This window comes from uncultured Castellaniella sp., assembly GCF_937988725.1.
Lineage (GTDB): Bacteria > Pseudomonadota > Gammaproteobacteria > Burkholderiales > Burkholderiaceae_B > Castellaniella.
The window spans coordinates 1,000,808-1,020,595 of sequence record NZ_CALKHS010000010.1; the positions used below are offsets into that span (position 1 = coordinate 1,000,808).

Consider the following 19,788-nt stretch of genomic DNA (forward strand, 5'->3'; position numbering starts at 1 on the left):
CAAAGGTGGCCTAGCGGATCGGATACCACGCCGGGCGCTGCGCGAACGCCGTCGCCTGTATCCGCGTCCGATCATGGCGGTCGAGGTAGACGTGGAAGCGGCCGGACGCTAATCTAGGCGAGTCAAAAACAACTTGCAGGAGCGCTCCATGGGCATTATCAGCATGATCGTCGTGGGTTTCATCGTCGGCCTGATCGCCCGGGCCATCATGCCGGGCGATCAGAAGCTGGGATTCATCATGACCACGGTCCTGGGGATCGTGGGGGCGGTCGTGGCCGGATACCTGGGGGCCGCTCTGGGGCTGTATCAGGTGGGGCAAGGCGCCGGCTGGATCGGTTCCATCGTCGGCGCCCTGATCGTGCTGTTCGTCTACGGCCTGATCGTCAAGCGGTCCTGAGCGGCGCTTCAGGCTTTCAGCGCGGCGGCCACGGACTCGGACATCGGGGTCGTGGGCCGGCCGATCAGTTTCGAGAGCTGGCGGCCATCGTCGTACAGCGCACCCTGGGACGCGTCGGCGTCCCAGCCGGCGATCGCTTCCGCCAGGCCTTGCGGCAGGCCGTGGCCTGCCAGGATGGCGGCGTAGTCGGCCACGGGCAGGTTCCGGTAGGGAATCGTCCGGCCTGACTGGCGCGAGATTTCCGCCGCCAGATCGTCCAGCGTATAGGCGGCGTCGCCGGCCAATTCATAGGTTTTCCCTTCGTGACCTGCGGTCGTCAGGGCCACGGCGGCCGCTTCGGCGTAGTCGGTGCGCGCGGCTGAGGCGATCCGGCCCTGGCCGGCGCTGCCGACCAGCACGCCGCCCGCCAGCGCACCTGCGACGGAACCCATGTAGTTTTCGGTGTACCAGCCGTTGCGCAGAATCGTCCAGGCCAGGCCGGAATCCTTCAGCATCTGTTCGGTTTCCCGGTGTTCACCCGCCAGGCTCAGCGCCGATGTATCGGCGCGCAGCAGGCTGGTGTAGACGATGCGCCGCACGCCCGCTGCCCGGGCGGCATCAATCGCATGGCGATGCTGTGCGGCGCGGCGGCCGACTTCGCTGGAAGAAATCAGCAGCAAGGTATCCACGCCCGCCAATGCCGCCGCCAAGGTCTGCGGCTGGTCGTAGTCGGCCGCATACGCCTGGATGCCCAGGTCGGCCGCCTTGACCGGCGTGCGCGCCAGCGCGCGCAATTGGGAAGGCGACACGCGGGTCTTCAGGTGTTCGATAACGAGGCGGCCCAGTTGTCCGGTAGCGCCGGTGATGGCGATAGTCATGTGAATTCATCCGTGAATGTGACAGTGACGCCACTGTAAATCATAAACAAACTTTTAGTAAGTACGCACAGAAATGTTAGTATGAGAATACTGATCTGATCCACTATTCGATGAAAGCCGCCCACGCGGCGCTTCCTCTACCCCAGGCCCTGCCATGAATGATCTGCCGTCCGATCCACCTCTATCGCTGTCCCAGCAGTTGCGCCCAGGCAACCTGCTGGCGGCTGATTGCCCTTCGCGCGAAGTGCTCAAGCACGTCACCAGCCGCTGGGGCGTGCTGGTGCTGATCGTCCTGGAAACCCGGATGCACCGCTTCAGCGAATTGCGGCGCGCCATTGGCGGCGTCAGCGAACGCATGCTGGCGCAGACCTTGCAGTGGCTGGAAGGCGACGGGCTGGTGCTGCGCACCGCCCTGGAAGTCGTGCCGCCCCACGTCGAATACAGCCTGACCCCGCTGGGCCGCGAGGCGGCCGAAAAAGTGCGCGTCCTGGCCGACTGGATCGAACTCAACCTGCCGCGCATCCATCAGGCGCAACCCTGACAGGAACGACACGACTGGCGCTCCCGCCGGGACGCGTCCGGCGGATGAGGACACAGCCACGAATGCAAACCGGGCCGTCTCCCGCCCATTGAACCCCGACATGGGATTCACGAACAGGAGACGGCCCGGCGCATGCGAGCGCGGCCGCCCGAATGCTTACTGCAGCGTGCGTTCGAAGACGAACTTCTCGCCGTCCCAGTCCACCGGCACCACGTCGCGCGGGCCGAAGGTACCGTCCAGGATCAGGCGGGCGACCGGGTTTTCCAGGTACTGCTGGATGGCGCGCTTCAGCGGCCGGGCTCCGAACACCGGGTCGTAACCCACCCGGGCCAGTTCCTTGACGGCGGCGTCGGTGACTTCCAGGCGCATGTCCTGCTGGGCCATGCGCTCGGCCAGGCGCTTGAGCTGGATGCGGGCGATCGGCTCGATATGCGTGGCATCCAGGCCATGGAAGACCACGATCTCGTCGATCCGGTTCAGGAATTCCGGCCGGAAAGCGGTCTTCAGCTCGTCCCGGATGACTTCCTTGACCACGTCGTAGGGCTGGTCCGCCATGTTCTGGATATGCTGCGAACCGATGTTCGAGGTCATGATGATCACGGTGTTGCGGAAATCGACGGTGCGCCCCTGGCCGTCGGTCAGCCGGCCGTCGTCCAGGACCTGCAGCAGCACGTTGAACACGTCCGGGTGCGCCTTTTCGACTTCATCCAGCAGGATCACGCTGTAGGGCTTGCGGCGCACGGCCTCGGTCAGATAGCCGCCCTCCTCGTAGCCCACATAACCCGGAGGCGCGCCGATCAGGCGGGCCACGGAATGCTTTTCCATGAACTCGCTCATGTCGATGCGCACCAGGTGGTTGTCCGAATCGAACAGGAAACGCGCCAGGGCCTTGGTCAGTTCGGTCTTGCCCACGCCGGTCGGCCCCAGGAACAGGAAGGAACCATACGGCCGGTTCGGATCGGACAGCCCCGCGCGCGAGCGGCGGATGGCCTCGGACACCAGGCGCACGGCCTCGTCCTGGCCCACGACCCGTTCGTGCAGCACGGCTTCCATGCCCAGCAGTTTCGCGCGCTCGCCCTGCATCATGCGCGACACGGGAATGCCGGTCGCCCGTGAGACGACCTCGGCGATTTCCTCGGCGCCGACCTGGGTGCGCAGCAGGCGCGGCTTGCCGGCCTCCACGTCCTTCGGGGCGGATTCGGCGGCCTTCAGCCGGGACTCCAGTTCCGGCAGGCGGCCGTACTGCAGTTCCGCCAGCTTGTCGTACTGGCCCTTGCGCTGCAGTTCGGCCATTTCCGCGCGGACCTGGTCGATTTCCTCTTTCACCGCTTGCGAGCCCTGGACGGCGGCCTTTTCCGCCTTCCAGACTTCCTCGTAGTCGTTGTATTCGCGCTGCAGGGTCTCGAGTTCTTCCTCGATCGCCTTCAGGCGGCGCTCGGACGCTTCGTCGGTGTCCTTGCGCACGGCCTCGCGCTCGATCTTCAGCTGGATGATGCGCCGGTCGAGCCGATCCATGACTTCCGGCTTGGAATCGATTTCCATGCGGATGCGGGCGGCGGCTTCATCGATCAGGTCGATGGCCTTGTCCGGCAGGAAGCGGTCGGTGATGTAGCGATGCGACAATTCCGCCGCCGCCACGATGGCCGGGTCGGTGATCTGCACGCCATGGTGCAGTTCATAGCGTTCCTGCAGGCCGCGCAGGATGGCGATGGTGGATTCCACATTGGGCTCGTCCACCAGCACCTTCTGGAAACGCCGCTCCAGCGCGGCGTCCTTTTCGATGTACTGGCGGTATTCGTCCAGCGTCGTGGCGCCCACGCAGTGCAGTTCGCCGCGCGACAGGGCGGGCTTGAGCATATTGCCCGCGTCCATGGCGCCCTCGGCCTTGCCCGCGCCCACCATGGTGTGCAGCTCGTCGATGAAGACGATGGTCTGCCCCGAATCCTGGGACAGTTCCTTCAGCACGGCCTTGAGGCGCTCCTCGAATTCGCCGCGGTACTTGGCGCCCGCCAGCAGCCCAGCCAGGTCCAGCGTCAGGACGCGCTTGCCCTTCAAGGTCTCCGGGACCTCGCCATTGACGATGCGCTGCGCCAGGCCTTCGACGATGGCGGTCTTGCCCACGCCGGGTTCGCCGATCAGCACCGGGTTGTTCTTCGTGCGGCGCTGCAGGATCTGGATGGTGCGGCGGATCTCATCGTCGCGCCCGATGACGGGGTCGAGCTTGCCTTCCCGCGCGCGGGCCGTCAGGTCCAGGGTGTATTTCTTCAGCGCCTGGCGGTTGTCCTCGTCTTCCGCGCCCGATACGGACGCGCCGCCGCGCACGGCTTCGATGGCGGCTTCCAGGGCCTTGCGCTGCAGGCCCGCCTCGCGCAGGGCGCGGCCGATGTCGCCTTTGTCATCGGCCAGGGCCAGCAGGTAGAGTTCGCTGGCGATGTAGGTGTCGCCGCGCTGGCCGGCTTCCTTGTCGGTGCGGGCCAGGGCGGCCTGAAGGTCGCGGCCGGCCTGCACATTGCCCTCGGCGCCCTGCACGGTGGGCAAGGCCTTCATCTGGCGGTCCAGTTCGGCCTGCAGCCGGGGCACGGCCACGCCGGCCCGCGCCAGGAGGCTGGTCGCGCCGCTGTCCGCATCGGCCAGCAGGGCCGACAGCAGGTGGACGTTTTCAATATAGGGATGATCGTGACGCACGGCCAGGCTTTGAGCGTCGGCCAGCGCCTGCTGGAACTTCGTCGTCAGTTTGTCGAATCGCATGGGTGGAGCCCTTTGTAGGGAGGGGGCGCTGCGCCCCGATATGCGATATATGCGGTTGTCGGGGGGATTTTCAAGACGCGGCAAAAGCCAAACGGCTGACACCCTGCAGATCTACCCGCTGCCGTGCAAGCCATAAATCGTGAGCATCTTGCATGGCCAGCCAGCTTTCCGGACTGCGCCCGACCGCCTTCGAAAGGCGCAGCGCCATTTCGGGCGTCACGCGGCTGGAGCCATTCAGCACCCGGCTGAGCGTGGAGGCGGCAACGCCAAGGCCTGCCGCCAACTCACGGCCGCTGACCCCATTGGGTTCCAGATAGACGGCCGAGATGAACTCGCCCGGATGAGGAGGATTATGCATCTCCATCAATGGTAGTCCTCATAGTCCAGTATGTAGACGTTGCCGTCCCTGAATTCGAAAGTGATGCGCCAGTTTCCATTGACGGACATCGCCCACCGGCCTTTCATGAGACCTTTCAAGGGATGCAGGCCGAACCCCGGAATATCCAGATCGGACAGCACCATGGCCGTATCGAGCGCAGCCAATTGCAGCCGAAGCCGCTTGCCATGGCGTGCCTGGACACCCGACAGGGACCCTGTCTCGAAGAAGCGCCTCAGCCCTCTGTGCCGGAAAGACTTGATCATAATGTAGCATGTTGCGCATCAAGCAACAATTCCAGATGCCTATCAGGCCTCTGACGATTAAACATAGCGCTGACCTCGGGTAAATCAGAGCGGCCATTGTGGCTTGAACACCCCGCACCGGCCAGATCGGAAGAATCCTGACGGGCACAATTGTCACTGCATCAATCCGATCCTCTGCAGCCAGTGCCTCGACAGATCCTCGGCGGCCAGATCCACCGACCGGCCGGGGGCGGACGCCCAGTTGTTCCAGCAGACATAAGGCACGCGGCCCGACGGCAGGCCGTAACGACGATAGACTTCCGGCATGATGGGCACGTGATCGCCATACCAGCACAGGCTGGCGGGCCGGTCCAGGGATTCCAGGGTGTCGCGCAGGCTGGCGGCCATCTGGTCGGCATGGCGCAAATGGCGCAGATAGACTGTCAGATCTTTGCAGTCCGGCGGCGGCGGCTGGGTATACAAAGCATCCAGCTCATCCGGCCTCACCGTTTCCAGGTGCAAGGGGCCATGGTTTTCCATGGTGATCGCCATCACGAACAGCGGGCGGCCGGACTGGCTCAGCAGGCCAGACACCTTGTCCGCCACAGCGCCATCCCCCACGTACGGGCCTTCGGGGCGACGGCCGGCAAAGGCGTGTATGTCGAAAAAAGCGTCGAAACCCAGTTGTGGATAGACCCGGTCACGCTGATAGAAAGCGGCTGGATAAGGATGCACGCAGACCGTGCGGTAACCCAGGGCCTTCAGCCAGGACGCCAGCGAAGCCAGCCGCCACTCCGCAGCCAGCGCCCGATAGGGATTGAAACGGTGCACGCCCAGCCGCTCGGCGGCGATGCCGGACAAAAAGGCAAATTCCGTGCGGATGGTATTGGCGCCCCAGGCCGGCACGGTCAGATCCCCGCACAGCGCCGCATCACCGCGCAATCGGTCGAATTGCGCCAGCACATCGCGGCGGATGCCCGCATAGAGCACGCGCGGGTCGAAAAACGATTCGCTCTGGATGGCGACGAGATGCGGCAGATCCGCGCCCAGCGTGCCGGTATGCGAGACGGCCGCGTGAGCAGAAGCCGCCACCGGACGACCCTGCGCGGCAAAATCGAAGGGCGACGCCAGACAGGGCCGCTGACCAGCGGCGCGCGCATATCGCCACAGGCAAGCCAGAAACCCCAGCGCTGCCAGGTCCTGCGCCGGCCGAAAGGTCGCCGCAGGCAGGCGACTCGCCCCACCCCACAGCAACAGCCCTCCCGATAGCGCAACCGCGCACAAGCCACCCAGATGCCCGCTCCAGTTCCAGCGGTCTTCCAGGGCTTCCTCCGCCCACAGGCCGACCGCCACCGCCAGCAGCACCCCAACCGTCGCCCCCGAAAACTTCGCCCAGCCCAGGAACGGGATGTACAGACGCGGATGGCGGATCGCGTCGGTAAAGTATTCATAATCGTGAAAGACAAAGGGCTCGCGCAGGGACTTGTATTTGGCATTATTGACCAGCACCAGCACCAGCCAGAACGCGCACACCACGGCTGCCGCAAACCACGGCCGCCCCAACGCCAGCGTCAGAGCCGCGTGCGCCAGGCACCATAGCCCCGCATGCACGGCCCAGGCCGCCGCAGGTCGACGCAGCGGCGGGCGCGGCGCCATCAGGCGTTCAATGGCGACGGACAGAGCCGCGCCCAGCGATGCCGCCGCCAGCACAGACGTCAAATCCAGCACAGGCACCGATTAATTCGCCCCAAGCTCGTCCAAAACATGTTTGCCGAACCAGTAGGGCATCCGGTCCGTTTTGAAACTCAACTCTTTCCCGCCTGTCACTTCCGCCAGCCAGATACGCGTCTCATTGGAATTATCAAAAACATACGCTCGATCGGACGCCTTGATCGCCCGTGCCAGCAACCGCAAGGAATTCTCATAGCGAGACAATATCTTGTCTCTTGGGACATCGTGTCCACCCGCCGACACACGATATTTCACGCGTGACACATTGATCTCCGGGTCTTCCGTGGCAATGTAGTACAGATATGTTCTAAATCCTGCTTGCCTGGCTTCTCGCAAGAAGTCCACCTTGTCCGGCGATGACATGACCGTCTCGAACGAGAAGCTGATACGTTGTGCAAGCAACTGGCGACGAATGAAGTCGGAAGCGACCGATGCCAGATACGAATTGACGCACTCGGGATGCTGATGGAGCCGTCCATCGTCAACGGTCAGGCCTGACACCAGAGGCGCCATGCCTGCCTTATTCAGAAATTCGGAACGATTGAAAAAATCCAGGACCTCATCAGGATGGACACACACCTTGAAATCAGAGAACCTGAGACTTCCCGACTGACGCCAACTCTTTTCCAGATCGTCAGGGTTGACATAAACCCCCAACAGCTCTTCGGAAACCACGTCCTTCAGAGTGCTCTTTCCTGACCCATTTGGGCCGGCGAACATCCGCACCCGTGCCATGCAGCCTAATCACCCAGGATAATGCGGCTACCGGCGACAACCTTCCTTCCCGGTCTCAATGCCTTCAGCACGACATGAGACCCGTCCGGGTTCTCTCGAACCAAGTGACCATTCACGGCAATCAGCACGCTACTGCCGGAATGCAACGCTCGACTGCGTGCCGCCCGAAAAGCGTCTTGGGCCAATTCAGGAATATCCATTTCAGTCAGCGCGACCTTCTTCACCACTGCCGTCATGCCCGTCTCCAGAAAAGCGCACATCAGCTCTTACCTACTGGGATGATAGCCCATCCAGCGCACGATGCGATGCGATAGTGCTGCCGGCAACACGGCCAGCCACCAGGTTCCCCAATTCAGGGGGAACGGAAAGCTGATGCGCGCCCGATCCCGTGTCAGACCACGCCGGATCTCGCGTGCGGCTCGCTCCGGCGTCCACACCCAGGGTTTGGGGCCGGGCATGCTGTCGCACATGGGGGATTTGACGTAGCCCGGCATGATCACGCTGACGTGGATGCCCTCGGGGGCCAGCCAGCCGCGCAGGGCCTCGCCGTAAGCTTTGATCCCGGCCTTGCTGGCGCTATAGGCCGGCGTGATCGGCAGGCCGAAATACCCAGCCAGGGAACTCATGAACGCGATCTGTCCCCGGCGCCGCGCCCGCATGGCGGGCAGGATCGTCTGAGCAATCCGCATGGACGCCTTCAAATTCACATCCAGCAAGGCGTCCACCTCGTCCCAGGGCTCCGGTTCACCCTTCGACCCCACATGCGTGTTCATGCCGGCGTTGATGACGACCAGGTCCAGGGCCCCCAGCCCTTCGAGCCAGACTTGCAGCGCCGGCCCGTCCCTAACATCCAGGCAGTGACGCTGCACCACGGCTCCCCGAGCCGTACAGGTTCGCGCCACACGCGCCAGGACGTCCTCGCGCCGGCCATGCAGGATCAGAGTCACGTCCGGCGCGGCATACTCGCGCGCCAGGGCCGAACCGATGGCGCTCGTGGCGCCAGTGATGAGAATCCTGCGCATCAGTCTTCCAGCAAGCGCGGCAGACTGTTCTGCACCGCCAGTGCGATCCCCATCGGGCAGTAGAAACCGCCATTCACCGTCGCCTGCGCCAGCACTCGCTGACGCAGGCGACGAAAACGCTGCGCATCCGGCGGCAAGCCCGCAGTCCAGAAACTGTCCAGATCCCCATCATGCACCAGGCCTGGCTGGGCATACAGCGCGCGCCCCAGCACCATCAGTGGCAGACCGGCTTCCAGCGCCAGCGAGCCCACCGTGCTGTTGACCGTCACCACCCCGGCGGCCCGGCGCAGCAATCGGGGCAACTGCCCGGTTTCCATGTAAAACACGCGGTCTTCCAGGCCGGACCGACGCGCCATGCGCCGCAACACCCGCCCATGGCGCGCCAATCCCGGATCCAGCGGATGATTCTTCACCACCAGCGCCGCATCGGTCGGCGCATGCCGCGCAAAAGAATCCAGCACGCCCTGCATCAATTCCCGCATATTGCCGAAAGGCGAATGCCGGCGAATCTGGCTGTCGCCATCCAGCTGCAGGGGCAGCACGAAAAACCGTCTGCGCTGCAGCAACAGGGCTTTCAACACCCGGTCATCCCGTGATCGATGCCAGCGCAGCGCCGGCAGACGCCACGCATAGCCCAGGTACTCCAACGGCGCAACGTAGCGGGCGTGATTGCGATAGAACGGAAACAGAACCGGATTCGCCGCGCCCGCCACGTGGTAGGCCACATCGTGCGCGGCCCGACGCCAGAAGGGCGACTTGAAGGCGGTCGGTTCGCCGGGAGGCTCGAAATCCGGCGCCGCGTCCCGCCGCAGCACCGGCATCAAGGGTGAATGCGCATTCACCCCGCCCCGCTCCAGCGTGATGCGATGCGGGCGGAAATAGCCTTCCTCGAAAACATGCACCCGCAGGCCCAGCAAACGGGCCAGCGCAATCGCCGGCCGATGCACCGGCCGGCAGTCGCCGAACAGCACTACGTCGGTCACCCGCCATTGGCCGATCCATCGCCGATAGAACGCCGGCAACTGCGCCCCCCGCCCGCGAAACGATACCGAACCGCCCAGCCGCCAATACAGCGCATCGCCCGCCGTGAAATTCACGCGGCGGACCGCATGGCCGGCCTGGCGCAACGCGCACGCCAGCTCACGGAAAAAGGGCGAGCAGGGCCCCTGCAAGAATAAAAACGTGCGGCGCATGCCGTCGGATTCCAGAAAAGTTGATCAAACCGCGGTGCGCCATGCCCGCCACAAAGCCAGCAGCTTGCGCCGATTGCGCTGCCACAGGCCTCGATTCAAGCCATTCAGCGTGCCGTCGCGCTCACACCGGTCGCGTTCTTCGACCAGGCGATTCAAGACGGCCTCGCAGGTGGTGTAGCCCTTCAGCAAGGGGTCCCAATAGATCGGATATTCCAGCAAGGCGCCGGCTATCAGTTCAGCCAGGTCCAATCGCCGACGGCGGCGGGCAAACGCCGCGCCTCCCGCCGCGCGATCCGTGGTCAGGCCCCAGCCGGCGTAAAACGGCTGTCCGTACGTCACGACCTGCTTGCCTCGCAGAAGCGCGTCAAAGCCCGTCAGCGAGGTCATGGTGTGCACCACGTCGCAAGCCTCGATGCAACTGACCACGGAACAGCGGATTTCCACATGATCCGCGTAACGACGCGCCTGATCCAGCAGCACCGCGCCCCGGCGATTGCCGGAAACGACGTCGGGATGCGGCTTGTAGACGATATAAGCATCGGGATGCGCTTCGCGCGCCGCCTGCAGCAAGCCCAGATTGGTGCGGATATCCAGGCAGCCGAACCGGATCGAGGCATCGTCCTCGACCTGGCCGGGCACCAGCACGACCAGACGGCCATCCGGTCGCCAATCCACCGGCGACCGAGGCTCCAGGTTGTATTTGGTGATGCCTTGCTCCACGATGAACCGGCGCACGGACTCCGCCCGCCGCAGATCGTCGGCCGACCAGACGCGCTGGTTCAGCAGCGTCTCCAGATCCGAAGGCTGAGTCGGATCAAAATACAGGCCGGTTTCATCCAGCACCAGCGACTGCGGTGGAATCATGTCCGATCCCAGGCCCACCGAACGAACGAAGCCATCTTCCAGGCGCATCAGGCGCGCGCCCCGGGCGGCCGCCAGTTCAGCCACGCCCGCGGGCGGCTGGCGCCCCCAGAATGCCAGGCAATCCTCCGGCCCCGGGCTCAGGCGCGCCGCTCGCCGGGCATCCGGCACAAACAGCGCAGGCCCCAGCCCCACGGACAACAGCGGCTTCAGGTCGGCGGCCTTCCAGCGGCGCAAACCCACACAGATCATCCGGCCGCGATAGCGGCCATGCACACGCTTCTGCAGGACCAGCCAGTCAATCACATCGAATATCGTGCCCGGCTGGTGCGTCGAGGGGTCCAGATAGCGGGTGTAGTGAAAATAGGCCGCCGCGAACAGTTCGTCGACGGACCTGCGGCGCGATCGGCGGCGGCAGATCTGGCGATCATCCGTCACCCCCCACCCGGCATACCAGGGCAGGCCGAAGACGGTCACCGGCTTTCCGAGCAGCAAGGCCTCGAACCCCATGGTGGACGACACCACATAGACGCGATCCATCCGCCGGATCAGGTCGATCGGATTCACCGCCTGGCGCAGCAGCACGGTGCGCTCATCCTCGGGCGCATCGGACAGATAGCCGCGCTTCGCGCCCGCGGACACTTCCGGGTGGGTCTTCACGTAAATGGTGGCGTCGGGGTTCTCGCGACGCGCCACATCCAGCATCGACCGGAAGGTCCAGGCCGACGCCCCACCCAGCGAGACGCTGACATCCCCCGCAGTCTGGTCCACGACCAGCACGCGCGCCGCATCATCCGAACGCAGCAATCCGGCCGGCAGATCCGGGGCATGGTTGTACTTGCTCAAGCCATGCTCCCGTATCAGCGAGCGTGCTCGGGCGACTTCCGCCTGAAGCCCCCGCAGCACATCCCGATCGGATTGCAGCAGGGATTCCAGCGCCGATGCCTGGGTGCCGTCATAATAAATGCCCTGTTCGTCGACGATCAGGGACAGCTGAGGGCAGGCGGGACCGACGCGATAGGAACGTAAAAAACCGTCTTCCAGACGAAGAAAAGGCAGGCCGCGCTCGCTGGCATACCGAAAGGCGCGTCGAGTGTTCTGCTTACAGCCCCACCCTGCTATCCAAGCAACGTCGGGGCGGGCACGGCTACCGGTTACCCGCGCGAAAGAGCTTTGCAGTAAACACTCCGCCGCTCGATTGCGCAGGATCCCGTTCGAAAAAACACCAATTGCAGTACGTGCCAACACTCCTCCTAAACCCCACACCGTATCCAACAGTTCTCGGCCTTCCCCGCAGACCCACTTTAAAACCTCGGAGAACCGTATAACGATCCCACCGCCTATATGACGGAATTACGACCAACCCCGATGAAAGCCCGCGTTCTCCTCAAAAGGCCGTCTTTTATAATTCTTTCAATTAGCAGATCAGTACTGTTGGATTCGAAGTCATTCACTATCTCCCTAAATTTCCTTAAATAATCATCACCAACATCGCGACCATATTGCTCGGAAATCACACCTCTTAATTGTTCTCCACAGAAAGAAACTGGCCCAAAAGCGTTCTCCTCGGTCAGCATGAGATCTCCGCCATACTTTGCCATGCATTCGTCCTTTTCTTTCCACCAAAAAGCCACAACACAACCTCTATTAAAAGCATCGTATGCAATTGAAGAGTAATCCGTTATCAGGATTGACGCGCTACGCAAAGCATGCTCATAAGACAAGTCTGTCAAATAGCCAGATAAATCCGTGTCGCGCAAAGAGTCCATAATTAAAGGATGGGGCATCAAAATTATCTTCTCTTTTAATTCATCTGGCACAGACCCCACAATATCGACACACATCCTGTAGTAGCTAGAATTTCTAACATCCAAGGCTATAAGGTTATAGTCCCACGGCCTCCAGGTCGGCATGATCATAATTTTGTCATGCTGGCTGAACCGAACCCTACGATCAAACTTAGGCAGGCCAGTTACGTAGATATTCCTCTCAAGAAATCCAGCATTAACACGAAACTCATCAGCCTCCAATTGAGAAGAAACAACGACTTTTGTGTTATCAGGAAATATCTTACCTGGGCGAAAATTTCGCCTCTCCTTCGCCCCCAAAGAGATCATATATGACACTCCGTGCTGAAGGAATACAAAATCAAAATGGCGACGAGCCAGCTTCTCAAGAGCATAAGGATTCGCAATCCTTAGGTCGATAGCATGAGCGGGTGACTCCGTAGAAATAAAGGTCCTGCATAGAAAGAAAGCAATATAATGCTTGAGACTTCCCTTAATAATTATCTGATCCCTATACTTACTATCAATAGCCAATGAATCGACCGCCGGCTTAGATAGTATGAACCTCACTTCTTTGTAGCCATAATCGACCAGCCGCTCAAACAGCATAGAGGCACTTTCCTCATACTTACTAGACTTCTTTTCATATAGAAGAATTGGCTTAAATCGCCGAGGCAAAAATCGAAAAATAGACGACCATAGCCACGCAATAAGAATCTTAGCTTGATAGATATTTCGATCAGAAATTGCAGTTTCTCGAATCGTCAAATAACTATTTCCATTACCAGCCATCCTAATATATGCAGAGCGACATCCTTCCAAAAAAACTATTCGGCTATTTAAATATCTGCGCCGCCCAAATCCAAGAGTTTTATATTTAATAGCCCTCTTAAAATCAAGACCATCGGATAGGCTACGAAGAAATAGACCATTGTGTATTTCCTTGAATGCCGTCGGATCCAACCTGAAACCGTATATCGCGACTAGAAATCCAAAATGATATAACCTGAAGGTCAGCATAAAGGAAATTTTTACTTTAATTTTCCTATTAGAAGCCAGAACTTGGAAGGATTTATTATCGAACGAGCTACGCCTCACCACCCCCAAACACAGGCATGAGATCCAGAAATATTTACTATATGTTTTTATTCTAAGAATAGAATTGTGAATCTTTAATCTTTTACTATACAACTTATTTTTCATTTCGCGGAATTTTAATAAAAGCCAAACTCTATAGACCCATGGAATTAAAGCAACCCAAGCGCTAAATTACGGGATATATGCACGATAATATTGACCGCAAATACCATAAGCATAAAAATCAAAGAAATTAACGCCAATTAAATTTAAATTAAGCATCATCCAAATGATTATTGAAAGCAAAGTGCTGTTTCTCTACTCTCCACCAGAGCAGTCTTTCAGAAATCTTCTCTCATAAAACTTCTGTATTTGAACGGATTTTTTTGCGTTATTCCTCAACCACATTTTCCTCCCCAGATCAATGGCCTTTGCTGGAACCCCAGCCAAAAGACTAAATTGATCACACGATTTAGTAACGACCGCTCCATAGGCAATGATTGAGCAAGCCCCCACTCTCACGCTCTTCAATATCGCTGATCTTTGGGCAATCCAGACGTACGGCTCGATAACAACAGGTCGGACAGATTTATTCAACTGATCCCGGCTTTCTAAATCTATAACAAGGTGACCGTCTGCAGGACGGATGACCAACTCTGGGCCAATTAAGCAATGGTCTCCCACGATTAGTCCATTACCCGTAACACCTGAATTGAAACCGGTGCTCCAACTAGAAGATGCCGTAACCGAAACACCGTTCCCCACCAACACGAAATCCCTGATTCCCAGCAATATGGCAGTCACTCCGTTTAGTACGGCATCCGTTCCAACATAAGAAAATTGGCCATCTGCCTTAAACGATATCCTGCTATTTTTAATATTTGCCCCCGACCTTACGACCATACAGCAATTAACAGCTTTGTCTGTAAATACTATCTTCAACCCTTCAGGAAGTTGACTGCCCTCCAGATATATCCTATTTGAATCATCGCCAACCAAACCGATATCCCTTGGCATATATTCATGAAATTTTTCCGCAGATACAGGGAAATCAGCAACGCAAAACTCTACAGAATCTCTGGTATATTGATCTGGAAAGTACGTCCAAAAATTCATTACTATTCTCATTAAAATAGATGACAATTAGCAAATAGGACCCAGAATATATTCCACACCAAACACAAAGGATAGCAACCGGCACACCCTCGACAGCACAGATCCACTATCTTGGGAAAATTCCAAAATATTCCTCGATGAACTCATTAAATAACACCCCATAACCAGGAATATCATCTATATCACTTACATCATTTGCACAGAAAGAATGAGGAGACGAACCATTTTGCTGCGCAAGAATTAGATTTCTGTAATACTGAGGGGCAGCAGGAGAGGAAATATTAAAATAATGACAAACATCCTGCCCCAAACATGCCACTCCTTCCAAATACATGAGCCACGGGACTAAGAACGTTGCAACATTCAGGTCTCCTTCACCTCGGAACCTATTTGGAAGAAAACGGTGTATTTCTTCTTCAAAGTGATTCCACGCCAGCTGAAAAGCAGATTTACGCAGTGGAACATAGGTATGGACAAGAGGAATATCTATAGATTTACTGTAGCGATTCCTTAGGAGTTCTGAGCTATTTATAGACGCGGCGATCGTCGCCGTTCTGATCCCTCTTTCTAGCAATGATGAGATTCTTTTTCCAGAAGGAAACACAACTGCGAGACCATTTGAGGAAAAGAAGTGGCCTTTCACAAGCCCCCTTGCAGCGAAAACATCATCATTAAAATAGATGAAGCACTCTGAAAGTCCCGCAATCTTGTGAAGATGCGCCTCTATCACATGAGAATTAAACGTCGGAAGATACTCTGAAGATATGAACTCCTCATGTGCTACAAATTTTATTTTTCTGTCGAGGCGATCCCATCGTGGTCTCTGTCCATCTGTGACTATATAAATTGACCTCACCCAGGGCATATAGGTGAGAACACTATGTACGGAATACGTTAATTCGTTATGATTTCTAAAACGCGCAGAACTACGAGCATTTAAGCTCTCCGGGGCACCACCACAGCGTAGAAGATTATCCTGTCTTTTCTGTCTCCATATCGGATCGCCATCATCTACCCAAGTGAAAACAACATCCACAGGGATTTCGTTGGGCAGCAGGCTCTCAAAAATACTATTGGACGAAATCAGCGCACCTTCCTCATACACATTGCATCCAATTTCGTTATAAATCGGAGGCCTTCTCTTCATAAGAAGATCGCGAAAGAAAAGCTCTGGATCGATGAGCAACTTCTTAAATTTTCTGTAAGTAGCGTTTTTTGTCATATAGCTCACAGGCAGCCAAATTCGATCAGCGCATCAAGCCAATTCAAGAGCAAATCAGATCGGAGGACAGGCGGAACCGAACCGTCCCCTACTCTTGTTGGTAGGCCTGTATCCCTGCCTTAACTTCCTCGTAGCGTCTGATCTTTCCCGCTCGCACCACCAGCACTAGGTCGCACAGCGCGGCTACATCACCCATACTATGCGATACCAATAGGACGTTTGCCTTCCCAACTTTTTCGCGGAGCACAGTCTTCGCCTTTTTCTTGAAATGCGCATCTCCCACTGACATCGCTTCGTCGATCAAGTAATAATCGAAGTCAAAGGCAAGACTTAGCCCAAAGGCCACTCTTCCCCGCATACCCGAAGAATATGTCTTTACAGGCTCATCAAAATAGCCCCCTATCTCCGCGAACGACTCGACATAATCGACAATTCGGCGCAAAGCAGGCCCATCGAGGCCTTGCACGCGGGCAACGAATTTCACATTTTCCCGCCCTGTCAAAGATCCTTGAAATCCGCCGCTTAAACCGACAGGCCAAGAAATCCGCTTGTCTGTGATTATCCGCCCACGATCAGGCACATCAATACCACCCAGCAAACGCAATAAGGTACTTTTCCCAGAACCGTTCCGTCCCAGAATGGCGACATTGCGACCTTCCGGTATTGTGAATGACAGGTTTTCGAACACGCGATACCGCTTTTGCTGACTGCGATCGCGATATGACTTATAGAGATTACGAACTTCGATCATCAAGCGGCCATCATGTGCAATCGCCGGACGCGGTACAGCCCCAGGCCAATAAAGATGCAGGCAGCGGCCCATACGGCGGGATACAGCAGACTTATCTGAGGGATGCGTGGATACGCGGCGCTGACATTCACACGCAACAGCTCAATCACATGCAGCAAAGGGTTCAGGGCCATCCAATCCAGTACCGATGCCGGCAGATGCCACACCGGGAAGATCGCCCCGGACAACAGATATAACGGGAAGTACGCCAGCCTGATGATGCTTTTGGATTCGGGCATGACCTCAGCCAAAGTGCAATAGATCATTCCCAAGCCAAATGCCAAGGACAATCCAACAAGCCAAGTCAACCCCCATTCCAGTGGTGCATCGATGGTCAGGTCATAGTTCCCCCAGAATGCCATGACAAAGCCCACCAGCAACAACACGCTGGCCGATATGCAAAAGTGCACCATAAACCGCGCTATCCATGCGTCCACCACTTGAATTTGCCGATAGGCGAACAAGGCGCGATTAGCCTCCAGAGCATCCATCATGTTCAAGGATATATTCTTGAATAGCAGGAACGGCAACACGCCGAACAGTAAAAACACAGGCAGGTCCATGCCCGGCATGTTTTTGCTGCGAATATAGGTATAGATCACCATCATCAGCACCAAATGCAGAATCGGCTCCAGTAACGTCCACACCCCGCCCAGACGGCGTGAACTGAACCGTGTCTGCATTTCCCGCAGAACCATGGCGAACACCACGGCGCGGGTAATGTCCAGGGAACTGCGGCGAGAAATCACAGCCATGGCTCTATCGCCCCAATGCATCCGCAGCACGACCGAGCACCAGCACCTGCACAATCGGCGAAATGATCTTCTGCCATTCATAGACGCCGGCGTTCGTGACGTAGATCGCGTCTTCGGGCTGCACCAGGAACTGCCGCGCCAGGAACAGAGCGGAGGGATCGGCCATATTCAGGCGGAAGACTTGTGCCTGTGACTGGGCAGGCACCGCAGTGTTCGACGCAGCCGGCGCATCGGTCAGGCGAAAGACAAACACCCCGGTGGCGTCGGACGTGCTGTCGCGCAGGCCGCCGACCACGCCCAAGGCTTCCAACAGACTGGGATTCGGAGATGGGAAATCATGCAGGCCGGGTTTCACCACGGCGCCCATGGCGACGAAACGCTGGCGATTGCGGTCCAGAATGACCTCGGAATCAGGCGGAATGACGCGGTTCCGGCCTTCCAGCACATCCTGATAGTTGTAGACCTCGGCATGGTCGCCGGTGCGCAAGGTGACACGCACCAGATAGGGTTCCAGCACTGCGCCGCCGGCCTGATTGATGGCATCCAGCAGGGTCAACGGGCCATCCAGGGTGGATACGCGACCAGGGTTTTTCACTGCACCGGCCACCAACACGGCGCCGGACCGATCTCCGGTCAATGCGACATGCACCTGAGGATCCACGGACACGCCTTTCAATCTGCGCCGGATCAGCCGTTCAGTTTCGTAGGGCGTCAGGCCGGCCACACTGATATGACCCACATAGGGCAGCGACAGTCGGCCGTCAGCCTCGACGCGCAATTGCTGGAAAACCGTGCCGCCGGTACTCAACGGGGCGAAGATCCCGCCATCGGCCGCCGTGTCCGCCACCATCAGGCGAATGACGTCACCCGGCGCCAGACGCAATTGGGGCATGTGTTTTTCCGTCACAGCGGCTACGGGCTCAGGTTCGGGCGGACGCATGTAGGGCGCGATGGTCCGGGCGTTCAAATCGACCAACTGGTACGGAGGCGTGGCGTCGGACTGATCCGGTTCAGCCTGGTGCTGGATCTGGCGGATCGATGGCCCCGCCGCTGATAGAAAGGAACTCGCGCAACCCGACAGGCCGCCACAGATCGCCAGATATGCCAGAAGTCGCAAAGGTTTAATCACGGTGATCCTCGATGCTGGCGATGATGAATCGCGTGATGCCATAGACCAGCAACAGCACGATCAGCAGGGTGAACAGGTTGTACAGACGACGGGGGTACAGGGCCTCATCCGGCAGATTGGGCGACACGACCGTGACCAGGCTGCGGATTTTCTTGCTGGCTTCGATGCGGGCACTTTGCAGGGCCACGACGCTCAGCTTGTAGGTTTCTTCGGCGATCTTGCCATCCACCTCCAGCTTGCGAAACTGGGCCGCCACGACGTTCAGGTTGTTCTGCCCCTGATCGGACAGCAGCCGCTTGTTTTCCACGGCCAGTTGCTGTTCCAGGGCGCGGATCTCGGTCTGTTTGGTGCGCACGGCCGGCGCGTCGCCCGCCAAGCGGGCATTCAGGGCTTTCAATTCGGCGTGGGCAGTGACCAGCCGGGATTCCAGTTCGCCGATGATGGCGGCGCGCTTCTTCGCGGCCTCCCCTGCATCCAGGAACTGGTTTTGACGCTGAAAATCCAGTATCTGATTGCGTTCGGTCTCGTAATCACGATGGGCTCGGGCCAATTCGTCCTCGGCGAAGCGCACCTGTTCACGCGCCATACGGTGGGACAGTTCATTGACGAACACTTCGCTGGCCTTCAGGATGAAAGCCAGGCTGTCCTGGGCGAAGGCCGGATCCAGGGCCTCGACGGTGACCATCAGCAGTCCCGTTTCCTCATCGAACTGGGCATTCACCAGCCGCTGGTAGAACGTCAGCTGGTCCTCGGTCGTGGCATCGGCAGGCAGCCAATACAAGGGATCGCGCCAGCGATCAGCAAAGTGCGCGGTCCAGTCCAACTGCGCATTCAACGCATCCAGCATGTCCTGGGACCGGATATATTCCCGCAGATACAGCGTTTCCTCGCGCGAGGTCGGGTTGGTGCCGGTCAGCATCATGGCCAGGCCCGGCAGCGCCTGGCTGGATTCGCCATTGGTCTGGCGCACGGCCACCTGGGCCTGACTGACATAGCGGCTGTCGGCCAGCAGCGCGTAATACACGATGGCCAGGATCATGGGAATGATGACGATGCCCCACAGCAGGCGGCGCTGGCGGCGGCGCTGAGCGGCTTCGGCCTGGATATCGTCCAGATCAAGATCGGACGCCGTGTCTTCGGTTCGTGCGACGACGGGCTCTGGCGCCGGCGTATTCAGTGCGGGAGGTTTGGTGTCAGGCATCAAAA

At 58.6% G+C, this 19,788-nt stretch carries 19 protein-coding genes; 2 read left to right on the forward strand and 17 right to left on the reverse strand.

The window, feature by feature from the left end:
* Window positions 1-148: 148 nt before the first annotated feature.
* A complete protein-coding gene (locus tag Q0263_RS15215; RefSeq protein WP_298017931.1) occupies window positions 149-397 on the forward strand; it encodes a GlsB/YeaQ/YmgE family stress response membrane protein in 249 nt (82 codons plus the stop codon).
* Between the two features lie 8 nt (window positions 398-405).
* On the opposite strand, the gene Q0263_RS15220 is transcribed toward Q0263_RS15215, so the two are convergent.
* A complete protein-coding gene (locus Q0263_RS15220) occupies window positions 406-1,254 on the reverse strand; it encodes an SDR family oxidoreductase (RefSeq protein WP_298017933.1) in 849 nt (282 codons plus the stop codon).
* A 154-nt stretch (window positions 1,255-1,408) separates the two neighbouring features.
* Here Q0263_RS15220 and Q0263_RS15225 point away from each other — a divergent pair, with 154 nt between their 5' ends.
* Window positions 1,409-1,795, forward strand: coding sequence for a helix-turn-helix domain-containing protein (locus Q0263_RS15225; RefSeq protein ID WP_298017936.1), 387 nt, complete (start codon window positions 1,409-1,411; stop codon window positions 1,793-1,795).
* 156 nt (window positions 1,796-1,951) lie between these two features.
* Here the strand turns inward: Q0263_RS15225 and clpB are convergent, their stop codons facing one another.
* The 16 genes from clpB to Q0263_RS15305 form a co-directional block, all read right to left on the reverse strand.
* Window positions 1,952-4,543, reverse strand: a complete 2,592-nt coding sequence (gene clpB / locus Q0263_RS15230) for an ATP-dependent chaperone ClpB (protein WP_298017938.1) — start codon at window positions 4,541-4,543, stop codon at window positions 1,952-1,954.
* 70 nt (window positions 4,544-4,613) lie between these two features.
* The gene (locus Q0263_RS15235) at window positions 4,614-4,907 is read right to left on the reverse strand and encodes a HigA family addiction module antitoxin (RefSeq protein ID WP_298017940.1); all 294 of its coding nucleotides are present in this window, start codon (window positions 4,905-4,907) and stop codon (window positions 4,614-4,616) included.
* Entirely contained in the window at window positions 4,907-5,185 is a 279-nt protein-coding gene (locus Q0263_RS15240; RefSeq protein WP_298017943.1) for a type II toxin-antitoxin system RelE/ParE family toxin, read from the reverse strand. Before Q0263_RS15240 ends, Q0263_RS15235 begins: the two co-directional genes overlap by 1 nt.
* Window positions 5,186-5,338: 153 nt before the next feature.
* Window positions 5,339-6,874, reverse strand: a complete 1,536-nt coding sequence (locus Q0263_RS15245; protein WP_298019146.1) for an LTA synthase family protein — start codon at window positions 6,872-6,874, stop codon at window positions 5,339-5,341.
* A 27-nt stretch (window positions 6,875-6,901) separates the two neighbouring features.
* Window positions 6,902-7,630 (reverse strand): zeta toxin family protein, encoded by a 729-nt coding sequence (locus Q0263_RS15250; protein WP_298017945.1) that lies wholly within the window; start codon window positions 7,628-7,630, stop codon window positions 6,902-6,904.
* Window positions 7,631-7,635: 5 nt separating this feature from the next.
* Window positions 7,636-7,866 carry a hypothetical protein gene (locus Q0263_RS15255; protein WP_298017948.1) on the reverse strand — a complete coding sequence of 77 codons (231 nt, stop codon included), beginning with the start codon at window positions 7,864-7,866 and terminating at the stop codon, window positions 7,636-7,638.
* 30 nt (window positions 7,867-7,896) lie between these two features.
* Window positions 7,897-8,652: an SDR family NAD(P)-dependent oxidoreductase gene (locus Q0263_RS15260; protein ID WP_298017950.1), complete on the reverse strand. Its 756-nt coding sequence runs from the start codon at window positions 8,650-8,652 to the stop codon at window positions 7,897-7,899.
* Window positions 8,652-9,845, reverse strand: a complete 1,194-nt coding sequence (locus Q0263_RS15265) for a capsular biosynthesis protein (RefSeq protein ID WP_298017953.1) — start codon at window positions 9,843-9,845, stop codon at window positions 8,652-8,654. Before Q0263_RS15265 ends, Q0263_RS15260 begins: the two co-directional genes overlap by 1 nt.
* A gap of 24 nt (window positions 9,846-9,869) precedes the next feature.
* On the reverse strand, window positions 9,870-11,972 hold the full coding sequence (locus Q0263_RS15270; RefSeq protein WP_366140721.1) for a capsular polysaccharide biosynthesis protein: 2,103 nt from the start codon (window positions 11,970-11,972) through the stop codon (window positions 9,870-9,872).
* 74 nt (window positions 11,973-12,046) lie between these two features.
* The gene (locus Q0263_RS15275; RefSeq protein ID WP_298017960.1) at window positions 12,047-13,261 is read right to left on the reverse strand and encodes a CDP-glycerol glycerophosphotransferase family protein; all 1,215 of its coding nucleotides are present in this window, start codon (window positions 13,259-13,261) and stop codon (window positions 12,047-12,049) included.
* Window positions 13,262-13,888: 627 nt separating this feature from the next.
* Window positions 13,889-14,686 (reverse strand): acyltransferase, encoded by a 798-nt coding sequence (locus Q0263_RS15280; RefSeq protein ID WP_298017963.1) that lies wholly within the window; start codon window positions 14,684-14,686, stop codon window positions 13,889-13,891.
* A gap of 106 nt (window positions 14,687-14,792) precedes the next feature.
* Window positions 14,793-15,908, reverse strand: a complete 1,116-nt coding sequence (locus Q0263_RS15285; protein ID WP_298017966.1) for a stealth conserved region 3 domain-containing protein — start codon at window positions 15,906-15,908, stop codon at window positions 14,793-14,795.
* Between the two features lie 88 nt (window positions 15,909-15,996).
* Window positions 15,997-16,659 (reverse strand): ABC transporter ATP-binding protein, encoded by a 663-nt coding sequence (locus Q0263_RS15290; RefSeq protein WP_298019149.1) that lies wholly within the window; start codon window positions 16,657-16,659, stop codon window positions 15,997-15,999.
* On the reverse strand, window positions 16,659-17,453 hold the full coding sequence (locus Q0263_RS15295) for an ABC transporter permease (protein WP_298017969.1): 795 nt from the start codon (window positions 17,451-17,453) through the stop codon (window positions 16,659-16,661). Before Q0263_RS15295 ends, Q0263_RS15290 begins: the two co-directional genes overlap by 1 nt.
* Before the next feature lie 4 nt (window positions 17,454-17,457).
* Window positions 17,458-18,582 (reverse strand): polysaccharide biosynthesis/export family protein, encoded by a 1,125-nt coding sequence (locus tag Q0263_RS15300; RefSeq protein WP_298017972.1) that lies wholly within the window; start codon window positions 18,580-18,582, stop codon window positions 17,458-17,460.
* Entirely contained in the window at window positions 18,575-19,783 is a 1,209-nt protein-coding gene (locus tag Q0263_RS15305) for a Wzz/FepE/Etk N-terminal domain-containing protein (protein WP_298017974.1), read from the reverse strand. The genes Q0263_RS15300 and Q0263_RS15305 overlap by 8 nt, the downstream gene beginning before the upstream one ends.
* Window positions 19,784-19,788: the final 5 nt, after the last annotated feature.

Excerpts from the sequence above, each read along its gene's own strand:
- Q0263_RS15305 (WP_298017974.1), bottom strand. The coding sequence starts at position 19,783 with ATGCCTGACACCAAACCTCCCGCACTGAATACGCCGGCGCCAGAGCCC.
- Q0263_RS15255 (WP_298017948.1), bottom strand. The coding sequence starts at position 7,866 with ATGACGGCAGTGGTGAAGAAGGTCGCGCTGACTGAAATGGATATTCCT.
- Q0263_RS15280 (WP_298017963.1), bottom strand. The coding sequence starts at position 14,686 with ATGAATTTTTGGACGTACTTTCCAGATCAATATACCAGAGATTCTGTA.
- Q0263_RS15260 (WP_298017950.1), bottom strand. The coding sequence starts at position 8,652 with ATGCGCAGGATTCTCATCACTGGCGCCACGAGCGCCATCGGTTCGGCC.
- Q0263_RS15225 (WP_298017936.1), top strand. The coding sequence starts at position 1,409 with ATGAATGATCTGCCGTCCGATCCACCTCTATCGCTGTCCCAGCAGTTG.
- clpB (WP_298017938.1), bottom strand. The coding sequence starts at position 4,543 with ATGCGATTCGACAAACTGACGACGAAGTTCCAGCAGGCGCTGGCCGAC.
- Q0263_RS15265 (WP_298017953.1), bottom strand. The coding sequence starts at position 9,845 with ATGCGCCGCACGTTTTTATTCTTGCAGGGGCCCTGCTCGCCCTTTTTC.
- Q0263_RS15290 (WP_298019149.1), bottom strand. The coding sequence starts at position 16,659 with ATGATCGAAGTTCGTAATCTCTATAAGTCATATCGCGATCGCAGTCAG.
- Q0263_RS15295 (WP_298017969.1), bottom strand. The coding sequence starts at position 17,453 with ATGGCTGTGATTTCTCGCCGCAGTTCCCTGGACATTACCCGCGCCGTG.
- Q0263_RS15250 (WP_298017945.1), bottom strand. The coding sequence starts at position 7,630 with ATGGCACGGGTGCGGATGTTCGCCGGCCCAAATGGGTCAGGAAAGAGC.
- Q0263_RS15215 (WP_298017931.1), top strand. The coding sequence starts at position 149 with ATGGGCATTATCAGCATGATCGTCGTGGGTTTCATCGTCGGCCTGATC.
- Q0263_RS15220 (WP_298017933.1), bottom strand. The coding sequence starts at position 1,254 with ATGACTATCGCCATCACCGGCGCTACCGGACAACTGGGCCGCCTCGTT.
- Q0263_RS15235 (WP_298017940.1), bottom strand. The coding sequence starts at position 4,907 with ATGGAGATGCATAATCCTCCTCATCCGGGCGAGTTCATCTCGGCCGTC.
- Q0263_RS15285 (WP_298017966.1), bottom strand. The coding sequence starts at position 15,908 with ATGACAAAAAACGCTACTTACAGAAAATTTAAGAAGTTGCTCATCGAT.
- Q0263_RS15240 (WP_298017943.1), bottom strand. The coding sequence starts at position 5,185 with ATGATCAAGTCTTTCCGGCACAGAGGGCTGAGGCGCTTCTTCGAGACA.